Origin of the sequence: Yersinia kristensenii (assembly GCF_900460525.1) — a bacterium.
Lineage (GTDB): Bacteria > Pseudomonadota > Gammaproteobacteria > Enterobacterales > Enterobacteriaceae > Yersinia > Yersinia kristensenii.
The window spans coordinates 4,611,164-4,623,780 of the sequence record NZ_UHIY01000001.1 but is presented as its reverse complement, the minus strand read 5'-3'; the positions used below and the strand labels follow the sequence as shown (position 1 = coordinate 4,623,780).

The window sequence follows — 12,617 nt, the reverse complement described above, 5'->3', positions numbered from 1 at the left end:
AACTATAAGGAAAATAGTGGTCGACTGCTACTTTATCCGTGCTATTGAGCCAGTTTGCCGGAGAGAAAAACGCCGGCAAACTGTCAGGCTACTTTGTCATCCCCAGTTGTTGTCTGCCGATGGCGGTCAAATTATCGGCAGTGGCCCGGCCGGTGAAATCGACTTCGAAATCATCGGCAGCAAAGTCTGGTGGTGAGCGGCCATCAAGAAAACTCGCTAACTGACGTGGCAAGTAAGCGGCATTTTTTTCACACCATGGTGCAGCGGCGATATACATCACATTGCTGTCAAACTCGCCGTGATGTTCGTTTTCTACCGAATGAATCACGTCGCAGTGCCAAAATACCGTGTCACCGGCTTCCAGATCTGGAATAGGGGAAATAGCTTCCATTAAAAGAGGATGCCACTGTTCAGAGGCCGATAAAGCTCGCCCCGGAGCAGCACCGCACAAGTCATCATCGGCCACATCGTCTTGCAAAGCACGTAACAGGATGTAGGCCATGGCATTGGCAATAGGAATGACATTTAACGTCCCGGCGTGGGTGCGTTGTGGTGTCAGGGCCGTCCATCCCTGGAATGTTCGGAACATAGAGCACACCGCCGGTGACGGGAACTCTCGCACTTCCGGGCGGCCTTCAGCAGCAAAGGGATCGTATTGTTGCCATTCACCGGAAAACACGTGGCGATAAACATGGCGGAAATTTTCATCCAGCCAGCGCTCAATAGAGCCGCCATCCACATGAGGCGATAGGCCCAGAGATGAGGATTTTGGCGGGCGACGCCGTGTACGGTCAGCATAGGTCACGACCTGGTTAGCATCAAAGTGTTGCTTGCCATTGCTTTCGGTTTGCCACAGATTATTTAAGAATATCTGTACTGCATTCATGCGCGGATCTTGGCGAGCTTCAACTTGCGGTGTTGACCAATAAATGCCGTAAATTTGTGGTTTGCTGGCTGCCAGAGTGCCAAAGTAGTTATCTTCTGCAGCATTTTTCAGGCGCTCGACAAAATTATTACGATCCAGATAATTGCCGATCTCACGGTTCCATGCTGCGGCTTTCTCTGTCGGGAACACCCCGAGAATGGCGCAACAACCGCGTTTTTTGATTTGTGCTTTTTGTTCGTCAGTAACTTTGCCATTGATAATATCATCGGCATGAATGCGAGGAACCGGATTCTCGCCTTGAGCCAGACTCCGGCGGATCTCAGTGACTTGTTGGCGGATATTCTCTTCCACGGCGTGGAAAACCTGCTGATAATTGGGTAGCGCTTGGCGCAATTGTTGCTTCACCGCTTTGATGGCTGCGGGAATATCGTCTATTTGTAATGAAGCCATGATGTTGACTCTCCAATAGTAGTAGGTTGAGGTCGCGGTAAGGAGTTTGCGTTTTACTGAGCATTTGTTTATTTTTTGTTATCTTGAGGTGACATTATTTAAGTAAAATAGAGAAGAATAAAGGGATGAGGTTTTGGCAAAATTTCCTCTTTAATTTTCACTGTTCTCTTTACAGTTAACCTATTTAAATTAAAGGAAAAAAAGTGCCTGTGATCCCTATGTTTAGCCACTCCTCCATCTCTTTGCGGACGCCAAGGTTGGTTCTGGATAGCCTTAATGAACAAGATTGGCCGCTATTTTTGCAGCTACATCAAAACCCGGACGTCCAGCGTTATATTGCGGACCCGCTGGAAATGGCCGAAATACACGCCCGTTTTGAATCACGTGTCATGCCGTGGGAGAAAACCTCTAACCACTGGTTATGTTTGGTTATCCGTGAAAAAGAAAGTGGGCAGGCGATGGGGCTGACGGGCTTTTTGGCGGAATGGTTACCGCTCCAGCAAGCCGAGGTGGGCTATGCCATCTTGCCTTCTTATCATGGTAAGGGGTTTGCTAAAGAGTCACTGATGGCGGTGTTGGAATTTGGTTTCCAACAATGCCAATTCCATAAAATGAAGGCCACTGTCACCGTAGGCAATCATGCTTCGCGGCGAACGCTGGAGAGCTGTGGTTTCCAATGGGAAGGCACTTTGCGTGATAACTTTCAGCTTGATGGGCAATGGTGTGATGACTGGGTATTGGGGCTGTTGGATAGTGAATTTGAGCTATCCCGTTGAACTCCGATGAGTTGGATATTTGTTATCAGCCTATCGACAGTTAATCAGCACTGGGATATGTTCATCAATAGACCATTTACTGGTCAGCGTCGCTCGGACGGTCCGGGCGCTAACGTATCCTTGAGGAAATTATGGCTGAATCCCCTTCCAAACGTCGTTTTACCCGAATTGATCGTCTTCCCCCTTATGTTTTCAATATCACTGCTGAGTTGAAGATGGCGGCGCGTCGCCGTGGTGAAGACATTATTGATTTTAGTATGGGTAATCCGGATGGCCCGACACCGCCGCATATTGTTGAGAAAATGTGCAGTGTCGCACAACGTGAAGACACCCACGGCTATTCAACTTCGCGCGGGATACCACGCTTGCGCAGGGCGATTTCTCGCTGGTATGCGGATCGTTATCAGGTGGATATTGACCCTGAAAGTGAAGCCATTGTCACCATCGGCTCGAAAGAGGGGCTGGCGCATTTGATGCTGGCGACATTGGATCACGGTGATACCGTGCTGGTGCCTAATCCCAGTTATCCTATTCATATCTACGGTGCGGTAATTGCGGGCGCACAAGTCCGTTCGGTTCCACTGACCGAAGGTATTGATTTCTTTGGTGAACTGGAACGAGCTATTCGTGAAACCATTCCAAAACCGAAAATGATGATCCTTGGTTTCCCGTCTAACCCGACGGCGCAATGTGTCGAGCTGGATTTTTTTGAACGCGTAGTGGCACTGGCGAAGCAATATGATGTGCTGGTGGTACATGATTTGGCCTATGCCGACATTGTATATGATGGCTGGAAAGCGCCATCAATCATGCAAGTGCCGGGGGCGAAAGACATTGCGGTAGAATTCTTTACCTTATCTAAAAGTTACAATATGGCGGGTTGGCGCATTGGTTTTATGGTCGGTAACCCTGAGCTGGTCAATGCATTGGCGCGCATTAAGAGCTATCACGATTACGGCACCTTTACCCCATTGCAGGTAGCCGCCATTGCTGCGCTGGAGGGGGATCAACAGTGCGTGCGTGATATCGCCGAACAATACCGCCAACGTCGTAACGCCTTGGTTCGTGGGTTACACGAAGCGGGTTGGATGGTCGAGAATCCAAAAGCATCAATGTATGTTTGGGCAAAAATTCCTGAACCTTACGCCCATTTAGGCTCGCTGGAATTCGCCAAGCGCTTGCTATCCGATGCCAAAGTCTGTGTCTCACCGGGGATTGGATTCGGAGATTATGGTGATACCCACGTCCGTTTCGCTCTGATTGAGAATCAGGACCGGATCCGCCAAGCAGTGCGCGGGATTAAAAGTATGTTCCGTGCTGATGGTTTGCTGAAACCGGGGAAGTCGACCCCGAGCGAAACAGCTTAACCTGCTAGCGATTTTTAGCGCCGTATACGCTTATTCTGGCTGGTGGTTTCGATCTTCAGTCAGAATAAAAATACTTCTTCACTATTACCCATCCTTCTTCATGTTCTCTTCATCTATTTACATCATACTTATGATTAATTGAGTTATTTCAGTGGAGCGTGCGGCTATGAGACATCGCTATTCATTACCTCAGATAATCTTACATTGGCTAACGTTATTGATGATCATTTTGACCTATGCGGCGATGCTACTCAGTGACTCGGTACCTGATGAAGAAAGAACCTTAGTGAAAAATCTGCATTTTAATTTTGGTATTTCTGTCTGGTTGCTCATGCTGGTGCGGCTCTGGCTGCGGCACCGAAATGTGACACCGGCGATCACGCCAAAATTACCGGATTGGCAGCTATTAGGGGCGCATATTTTGCATTGGTGTCTGTATCTGATGTTTTTATCATTGCCAATATTGGGTGTTTTGGCGCAGGCCTATGGCGGGAAAACCTGGTTCTTGCTCGGCTGGCAAGTCCCACAGTGGGTGACACCCAATGATGACGCGCGGGTTTATCTCAAGCAAACCCATGAGTTAATTGCTAATTTAGGCTATTTTGTGATTGGGGCGCATGCGTTGGCGGCACTTTATCATCATTATATTCGCCGTGATGATACTTTGCGCAGAATGATGCCGGGTGAATGATGCTGTCATTAAAATGATAAAGGGCGCAAATGCGCCCTTTATACGATGTCAGGTTGTGAATATCTTAGCCGATGATTATTCGACCATTATCATGAAGGTGCCAACCCAAACCACCAACATAATTGAGATACCCATAAAGAAATATTTCATTGACCACTCCCCCTTGGAGCCACCTCGCCAGACTGAGTCACTCAGCCACTGCTGCGAGTCGATGGCGCTAATGTAATCCTAATAGAGAGCGATTTTCAATACTGTAATTCTATGCATCAGATCACGTTTTTGTACAAAAACAGTAATGAATGTTAGTCAATGTATTGAAGTGTGAAGCTATTAACGTTTTTTTAAATTATCGCCTAATAACAATTTGTTACTCTCTTGACTCAAATTTAAGCGATAAGAGGGGCATCAGCGTAATTTTTAGATTTTTCTTACTGCCACATCTGCTTCAAAGCCCAGTAAATAAAGGGCTTGTTCCAAAGCTTCAACCTTAGAGGCGTAATACACATCCAGCAGGCGATCCATCTGAGCAGCATTCAGGCTCAGTTTACGCGCCATATCGGCTTTGCGGGTTTGAGTGGTGAGCATAGCATTGTGCAATTCCGCTTTCAGGCGCACTAAAATCGGCACGTGAATAGCAATATCACCCGATTGCAATGCTGACGGGGCAGGGACAGGGCACTGCTCTTCTATCTGTGCGGCAATGCCGTTTTTAATGCCATCTTGAGCTTCTAACTCTATGTCGTCGACCGAGTAAGTCACTGAACCTGATTCTGGAAAGTCGCGATAATGAATATGGTATTCGCCGCTGGCTTCATCATGAGTATAGCTGGCTGGGTAATGGTGCACGGTGTAGCTCCTGTGGGAACAAAGTACTTCAAGATGCGGACATTGTACTGGCATCAGCTATGCGGGGTTACTTATTTCACGTGTTACTGTCGCCAGCTTCTCTTTCCTGTTACTGGAGATTGGCTGTTTGCTAACAGACCGCGCCCATTCCGGTACAAGGAGGGGGAAATTAAATAGCATTAAAAGTATTCAAACATTCTAATCTTTTTAACTATTTAATTTGGCTGACTTAACCTTGCCTTTTGCCCCTGCTTGTACCGACGCGGCTAGTTAACAATTAATAATAATTTAGTTAACAACCTTGCAAAGAATATTAAACAAAACTAATGTTTTTAACTAGGGATGACAGTAACTATTGATTGGGAAGTCATATCATTTCATTGGGGAATAGAACACGTCGCCATCTTGATAGTTCGGCTATTGGAGGATTGACGGTTACTTTTACTTATCCGCATGTAGTGAGGAAGTATGAGCATTGAGCCAAATGACAGCCCCAAATTCATCAACAAACAGCAAAAAATAGCGGCAAATTTTGATGAAAAAACTTTTGATGAATATGCCGATCTCTATGAAAAAATGTTTATGGCACCTTATCGGCAATATCTTGAAATCCCAACACTTGGGGGATTGTTAGGGGATTTGTCGGGGTTAAAAGTATTAGATTTTGGTTGCGGCCCCGGATTTCTATCCCGCTGGCTACATAGCAAAGGGGCTGAGAGTGTTGTCGGTTATGATATTTCTGAAGGGATGCTCGATTACGCCAAATTTAAGGAAAAACAGCAACCACAGGGAATATCTTATCTCTCCGCTCTTGATGACAGTCTTACCGCAGAATTTGATCTGGTATTAGCAGTCTATGTGATGCCTTATGCCCCCGATAAAGAAAAATTGTTGAGTATGAGTCAGACTATGGCCCGGCTTTTAAAGTCCGGCGGGCGCTTAATTACCCTGCCAATTCATCCCGACTTTCATTCTGACCCCGAATATTACCGCCCATATGGATTACGTCTGTTAGAAAAAGAACCGCGAACAGACGGCAGTATTGTTAATCTGCATATTTGCCAGCCCCCTTATAATGTGAATATTGACGCCCATTATTGGTCAGCAGAAACGTTAATGGCGACATTAGAACGTGCAGGTTTCCATTCTCTTTCCTGGCGGCAGCTTCAGCCCCCATCAATGAACCGAGTAGTGGCGTTTCTCTCAGTGATTATCTGCATGTTCCTCATGCGGCAATTATTGATGGAATCAAAGGTGGTGTAGTAGCTGATAATCAAGGGCGAGGCTAATATGTCACCTGTAGAACGCAGCCTTTATTTACTGCACAGTGCGCGTTTTTTCACTCTTGCCAGCCGTTCTTTGGACGCTAGGGTTTGGGCCTCGACGGTGAATTACGTCCCGGCTTTTACCCCATTACGGGTGATTTGGTGTTCAATGCGCCAGTCACGACATTCTGAAAATATCCGCCAGTATTCCCAGGTCAGTGGTTCAGTATTTCGTACCGACTTACAGGATGCTCCCCCGCCAGGATTGGACGGCGCTCAATTTATTGGGATTTCTCGTGAAATTCCTACTGATGAAAGCGCGGAATTCTATGATTATTTCTCGCACTATAACTTTCCTGATGAAGCTATTCGGGCTGAGTGGATGCCACCGCTAAGTGAATTTACCGGTAATGGTCTTCGACGATTTTATGAGCTCACAATATCTGAATGGTGGCTATTGGATATTGACCAATGGCAGGTGACCAGAGAAGACCGAAGAATAGCTGTCAATATTGATATGCTAATTAACAAATAACAGAAATCCCCCTTAAATCATCGCGGCTGCCATCAAGAGTCGGTCATTGTGTCGTCATAATAAAAAATATGCGGCATAGGGCGGCTGCGTGCAAAAAATAGGCTTAGGAGTTGATGGAAATGAGTCAATCATTTATATATCCAGAATTTCAAACTATTAAAGAGTCTGGAACCCCGGAATTATTAAATCTATTTTTACAACAAGTTGAGCAATATCCGCATAACCCCGCAGTTATCACTGCCGAGCGCACCATTAGCTATGCTGAACTCGCCCGCCAGGCGCAATCATTGGCGGCCTACTTGCTTGAACTGGGGGTGAAAAATGAAACCCCGGTAGCGACTTTACTGAAATCCGGTATTGAGCAAGTGGTTTGTCAGGTGGCTATTTTGCTGGCCGGTGGCAGCTGTGTTCCCCTCAGTGTCACCTCACCTGATGAGCGTTTGAATTTTATGTTGCAGGAGGTACAGGCGAGTTTCACTATTACGGACCGGCTATCTGATGGGCGGCCATTATTAACCCAGTTTATTCTGTTTGGATCCTATCCTCGCAGTGAGCAGAATAATCCTGATTTCCCTGGGCAAAAAGTAGCACTGAGCCACCGTGGATATATTTTATTTACCTCGGGCACCACGGGAAGACCCAAAGCGGTTGAGGTTGAGCTACGCGGTATTATTCGTCTGGTCGTCAACGCCACTTATCTTCCTATTGCGACTGATGATCGGCTTGGGAGTATTTCTGCACCAGACTTTGACGCTATTTTACTTGAAGTTTGGGGGCATTACTGAATGGTGCGGCCATCGTGATTATTAGTCGCGATGTGTTACTTAATCCGGAACAATTAAAATTAACTTTTCAAAAATATGCTGTCAGTTCTATTTTGGTGACCCCCTCGTTATTTAATTTCATTACCACTCTCTGCCCAAGCGCTTTTCGCACACTCAGTTATCTGATGATTGGCGGAGAAGCTTTTAATCTTGAAGCATTACGCTCCTTGCCCGTAGAGGAGTGGGCTAAAAATATCTATAACGTCTATGGCCCGACGGAAAATACCACTTACACCCTATATTACCCGATTGGTGTCGATGACTTGACGGCTGAAAGTATTCCGTTAGGTCAGCCCATTGATAAAACAGACGTTTTTGTTCTGGATGAAAAGTTGCAATTGGCTGCTGTTGGAGAAATAGGGGAACTTTATGTTGGCGGTGACGGTGTTGCTCGCGGATATCTTAATCGCCCTGATTTAACGGCTGAGAAATTTATTGTCACTGAAATTGCCGGTGAATCTGGCCCAAAGCGTTTATATAAAACGGGTGACTTAGGCTGGAAACGCGCGGATGGCGTTTTTATGTATACCGGGCGCATCGACAATCAGATTAAATTGCAGGGATACCGAATCGAGGCGGAAGAAGTCGAAATACAATTATTGAATACCGGTTGGTTACTGGAAGCGATTGTTTGTGCTGTTAAAAAAGAGGGTGACGAAGGGTATTTACTGGCATTTGTGGTGCCCAAAGATCGCGCAAGTTTCACCAGTAGACAATTATTGAATGAGCTTAAACAGCGCCTACCGCCTTATATGTTGCCCCGCCTACATATTGCCGATGCCATTCCCTTAAATCCTAATGGTAAAGCTGACCGCTCTCAGCTCCTTGCTTTGCACCGACAGCAACGTTTATCAGGTATAGCTTGAAACTATTGCGGGAAAATCCGAGCTCATCCCCCCCAAAATGTCTAAAGGATTTTGAATATGAAACAGCCAAATATGCAGACTGAGCCCGCCGCGTTGGGATTGGCCGCTCTTTTTTTACAGCAGGTTAAACAGTATCCAGACCGACCGGCCATTATTACCCCAGAATATACGCTGAGTTATACACAATTGGCGCAACAGGCGCAGTCATTGGCCACGAATTTATGTCAGTTGGGGGTGCAGCCAGAAGAACCGGTGGCTATTTTATTAGGGCCAGGTGCCGAACATATTATCTGCCAGTTGGCGGTTTTACTGGCCGGAGGGACTTGTGTTCCGCTTCATCCGTCACTTCCCGATGAGCGACTCAACTTTATGTTGCAAGAGGTACGGGCGAAGCTGACCATCACCGATGGCTGTAAGGCGGAACGCGCGTTATCGACGCGTTTTATCCGGTTTGGATCTTCTCCATCCACTGAACACTCTGACGTTGACTTGCCGGGAGCGAGGGCGGGTTTGCGGCATCGTAGCCATATTTTATTTACCTCAGGCACCACCGGGCAGCCAAAAGGGGTTGAAATTGAAGCCCGTGGCATGGTGCGTATGTTGGTCAATTCTCATTATCTGCGGATAAGCCCCACCGATCGGGTGGCCTGCCACGCTAACCCGGCGTTTGATGGTTCGTTTCTGGAAGTGTGGGGGGCGCTGCTCAATGGTGCCGCATTAGTGATTATTGCCAAAGAGACACTGCTCGACCCTAAACAGCTTGAACATACTCTGCAACATTATGCTGTTAGTTATCTATTTATGACCACATCATTATTTAACTTTATGGCTCCGCAGTGCCCAACGGTCTTTCGTTCACTTAATTATTTGTTGGTCGGGGGTGAAGCATTTAACTTGCAGGCGCTGAAATCACTATCACCTGATGCATGGCCGAAAATAATACTTAATTGTTATGGCCCGACAGAAGGCACCACCATCACACTTTGCCACGCTATCGTAGCAGACGACCTGAACGCGATGAGCATCCCCATTGGCAAACCACTTGATAAAACACAGGTATTTATTCTGGATGGTGATTTTCAGCCAGTACCCGTAGGCACTCAGGGCGAAATTTATATTGGTGGGGAGGGGCTGGCCAGGGGGTATGTTAATCGCCCCGAATTGACACAGGAAAAATTTCTGTTAATCAAAATGGCTGGCGAAGAGGAACCCAGACACTGGTATCGAAGTGGCGATTTGGGTTGGCAGCGGCCCGATGGCGCTATCATGTATGCCGGGCGTGCTGATAATCAGATTAAATTGCAGGGATACCGGATTGAAGTTGAGGAGGTGGAAACACAACTGCTTAACAGCGATCTGCTGCTGGCTGCTGTTGTTTGCATCATTAAAAAAGAAGCGGGCGAAGCTTATTTGACGGCTTTTATTGTGCCTAAACAGCCAGAAAATTTTGATAGTAGTGAATTACTTAGCGGATTAAAACAGTCTCTTCCGCCTTATATGTTGCCGCGCTTACAGGTCATGGACGCTATTCCTCTTAATGAAAACGGCAAAGCTGATCGATCTATGCTATTGACCCAAATAGATAAACCGCGAGTTGCCACTGATACTTCAACACTGACCAAAGAAGCGGCTGAACTGTTACTGATTTGGCAGCAGGTGCTCGATGTGCCACAGGCGACTGTGGAGGATGAATTCTTTCTTCTGGGAGGAACATCACTACAGGCCGCTCGGTTGGTCCTGGAAATTAAGCGCCAGTTTGGGCGGCGTTTATCAATACAGGATTTATATGATGCCCAAACCCCCCATAATTTGCTCCGATTGCTCCAGCAACCGACCGAAGTGATAGAAAATGACATATGCGCCATGTTACTCAGCGACAGCCAGCTTCCTGAGGATATTCAGCCCTTATCCCGCCCCCCCGAACCATGGCTAACTGCTACCACCGGGCGAGTATTTTTGACGGGTGCGACGGGCTTTATGGGGGCATTTTGCTTACGTGATTTATTACTCCATGCTGAGGTTCGCCAAGTGATCTGCTTGGTGCGGGGCCAGAATAATGACGAGGCGATGCAGCGAATCAAAGAAAATATGACGAAGTATGGGCTGTGGCAACCGGCGTTTTATTCACGTATCACAGCCTTGGCGGGGGATTTAGCGCAACCTCAATTAGGATTGGATAAGCTGAATTATCAACGGCTGGCAAAGGATTGTGATGTTATCTTCCATATTGCCGCCCATATCAGTTTTATTGAGCCTTATCAGACACATCGTCCGGTGAATGTTTCAGGGGCTATCAATATCTTGCGCTTAGCCGTAGATAGCAAAGCCAAGCCGCTGCATTACGTTTCCACTATCGCGACGACTGGCCCAGCCGGCCTGTTATTCCCGGTCTCCCGTTTTTATGAAGATGACGATTTGATGCCCCATTGGGAGGGGATGAAATATACCTTAGGGTATATACAGAGCAAATGGGTGACGGAAAGGCTCATGTGGCAGGCCAAAATGCGGGGTATTCCGTTGTCGGTCTACCGGCCCGGTTTCATGATGACAGACAGTGTGACTGGGGCGGGTAATCCGGAAGATTTTATGTGGCGGATGATCAAAGGGTGCATCAACACTGGCGCTTACCCCCTGTTGCCCGGTGATCGCAAAGAGCTGATTCCCGTCGATTACGCGAGTGCCGCCTTAATGAGTATTGCCAGTGATAACAGTCGATTGGGCCAGATATATCATCTTATTCCTCCCAGTGATGAGCATTCGATCAGCTTGAATGCATTTTTTGGACTGTTTGAACAATGTGGTTACACCATGACGCCATTATCTTATAAACAGTGGTTACAAAGGCTATATGACGATCCTGACTTGGATACCAACCCATTAATGCCACTGTTACCTATGCTGTCCGAAGTGGTGTATGAGGAGCTTACAGTATGGGAAGTCTTCAGCAATATACCTCGATATGATGCCCGTCAGACTCAGGCGGTATTGGCGGCGGCAGGGGGGCCAGAATATCCCCCCACCGATGCAGCATTGTTATCCCGTTATCTTAATTATATGAAAAGTATCGGCCTTTTATAGCTTCAATAGGTGTGCGGCTGGATAACTGGCCGCACAATTTTAATCTCACTGAGGGGCGGGATGCGCCATCTCCAGTGCCATTGCCGGGCAGTTAACCACACATTCACCGCAGCCATCGCACAAATCATCAACTAAAGTTGGAGGTTGATTGGGTTGCCAGATTAGCGCGTGTTTCTCACAATAATCGGCGCAACTATCACAATAGATATAAGTATTCTGGCAGGGGTTTTTTATCACCGGATGAGGGTGATTGGTAGGGGACGACTCGCCCACAGCCCCTTTTAATAAGCCACGAAAAAGTCCCCGACGGCTGATAACCCTGCTTTCCATATAGGCTTTATAGTAGCGTTCATCTCTGTTCATCGATTTTTTATCACCGATACAGTTCATGGGGATGAGGGAATAAGCCCAATTTCAGTTGCAGGGTTTTCAGGTAACACTCGGTAATCTCAGCCAGTAGCGGATAAACCTGATACTCGACCCGCGCATTTTTGATCAACTCAAGATAGCGGTAGGCCCAGGGTAGCAGGTGCTCGGTGAGCAGCACTATTGCCGCGTCAGTGGGCTGTTGTTGGGCTGAAGGTGGCTGTTCAATGAGATGCACCCAAGCCAAAAGCATTAAACCAAACTGGTCTTCCGGTTCATGAATAGCACTCTGACTTGCCAGCCCTAATGTCGACAGAAATTCACGATATTGCAGGGTGCTGGCACCCATCAGAATATTTTCTTTATCCAGATAAACTGATCCCCAGGGTGGCGCGGGCATTTCGCCTTGCCCCTCAAATAGCACCGAGAAGTCATATGCCAATTGTTCTGGTGAAATATCAGGGAGTTGTTGGCAGCAGCGGACAATATTGGCCGGATGGGGCCATGGGAAAAGATCTTTTATTTGTGGCAGCAATGGCCAGAGACGCCGCACTGTATCGGACTGCGGGGAGTAGTAAAAACATGCGCCGAGAATGCGTGGCAAGGTGGTGTTTAATAACGTCAAAATCTTCTCTCTCCTGGCCTGGTCATTTTCGTCTTGAGTAGC

The 12,617-nt window shown here is 47.2% G+C and carries 12 protein-coding genes and 1 pseudogene; 8 read left to right on the top strand and 5 right to left on the bottom strand.

Annotated elements, in window-relative coordinates; all coding sequences use genetic code 11:
* Positions 1-88: 88 nt before the first annotated feature.
* Positions 89-1,336, bottom strand: a complete 1,248-nt coding sequence (locus DX162_RS21565; protein ID WP_004391900.1) for a DUF1479 domain-containing protein — start codon at positions 1,334-1,336, stop codon at positions 89-91.
* Between the two features lie 218 nt (positions 1,337-1,554).
* Between DX162_RS21565 and DX162_RS21560 the strand changes: the two genes are divergently transcribed.
* The 3 genes from DX162_RS21560 to DX162_RS21550 all read left to right on the top strand — a co-directional run bounded on the left by DX162_RS21560 (position 1,555) and on the right by DX162_RS21550 (position 4,170).
* Positions 1,555-2,112 (top strand): GNAT family N-acetyltransferase, encoded by a 558-nt coding sequence (locus tag DX162_RS21560; RefSeq protein WP_004391901.1) that lies wholly within the window; start codon positions 1,555-1,557, stop codon positions 2,110-2,112.
* 131 nt (positions 2,113-2,243) lie between these two features.
* A complete protein-coding gene (gene alaC, locus DX162_RS21555; RefSeq protein ID WP_004391902.1) occupies positions 2,244-3,479 on the top strand; it encodes an alanine transaminase in 1,236 nt (411 codons plus the stop codon).
* A 166-nt stretch (positions 3,480-3,645) separates the two neighbouring features.
* The gene (locus DX162_RS21550; RefSeq protein WP_032820494.1) at positions 3,646-4,170 is read left to right on the top strand and encodes a cytochrome b; all 525 of its coding nucleotides are present in this window, start codon (positions 3,646-3,648) and stop codon (positions 4,168-4,170) included.
* Positions 4,171-4,245: 75 nt separating this feature from the next.
* Here the strand turns inward: DX162_RS21550 and ypdK are convergent, their stop codons facing one another.
* Positions 4,246-4,320, bottom strand: a complete 75-nt coding sequence (ypdK, locus tag DX162_RS21545) for a membrane protein YpdK (RefSeq protein ID WP_086017141.1) — start codon at positions 4,318-4,320, stop codon at positions 4,246-4,248.
* 267 nt (positions 4,321-4,587) lie between these two features.
* Positions 4,588-5,016 (bottom strand): type II toxin-antitoxin system HicB family antitoxin, encoded by a 429-nt coding sequence (locus DX162_RS21540; protein WP_004391904.1) that lies wholly within the window; start codon positions 5,014-5,016, stop codon positions 4,588-4,590.
* A gap of 468 nt (positions 5,017-5,484) precedes the next feature.
* Between DX162_RS21540 and DX162_RS21535 the strand changes: the two genes are divergently transcribed.
* The 5 genes and pseudogenes from DX162_RS21535 (at position 5,485) to DX162_RS21515 (ending at position 11,584) form a co-directional block, all read left to right on the top strand.
* Positions 5,485-6,279: a class I SAM-dependent methyltransferase gene (locus tag DX162_RS21535; RefSeq protein ID WP_004391905.1), complete on the top strand. Its 795-nt coding sequence runs from the start codon at positions 5,485-5,487 to the stop codon at positions 6,277-6,279.
* 27 nt (positions 6,280-6,306) lie between these two features.
* Positions 6,307-6,816 (top strand): pyridoxamine 5'-phosphate oxidase family protein, encoded by a 510-nt coding sequence (locus DX162_RS21530; RefSeq protein WP_004391906.1) that lies wholly within the window; start codon positions 6,307-6,309, stop codon positions 6,814-6,816.
* Positions 6,817-6,929: 113 nt separating this feature from the next.
* Positions 6,930-7,984 (top strand): annotated as a pseudogene (locus tag DX162_RS22990) (AMP-binding protein); the annotation flags it as partial.
* Between the two features lie 177 nt (positions 7,985-8,161).
* A complete protein-coding gene (locus DX162_RS22985) occupies positions 8,162-8,506 on the top strand; it encodes an AMP-binding enzyme (protein ID WP_248637857.1) in 345 nt (114 codons plus the stop codon).
* Between the two features lie 57 nt (positions 8,507-8,563).
* Positions 8,564-11,584, top strand: a complete 3,021-nt coding sequence (locus DX162_RS21515; protein ID WP_004391911.1) for a non-ribosomal peptide synthetase — start codon at positions 8,564-8,566, stop codon at positions 11,582-11,584.
* A gap of 45 nt (positions 11,585-11,629) precedes the next feature.
* Here DX162_RS21515 and DX162_RS21510 read toward each other — a convergent pair whose 3' ends face one another.
* Both DX162_RS21510 and DX162_RS21505 read right to left on the bottom strand, forming a co-directional pair.
* A complete protein-coding gene (locus DX162_RS21510; protein WP_086017142.1) occupies positions 11,630-11,965 on the bottom strand; it encodes a 4Fe-4S binding protein in 336 nt (111 codons plus the stop codon).
* A complete protein-coding gene (locus DX162_RS21505) occupies positions 11,958-12,575 on the bottom strand; it encodes a TorD/DmsD family molecular chaperone (RefSeq protein ID WP_032820504.1) in 618 nt (205 codons plus the stop codon). The genes DX162_RS21510 and DX162_RS21505 overlap by 8 nt, the downstream gene beginning before the upstream one ends.
* Positions 12,576-12,617 lie beyond the last annotated feature (42 nt).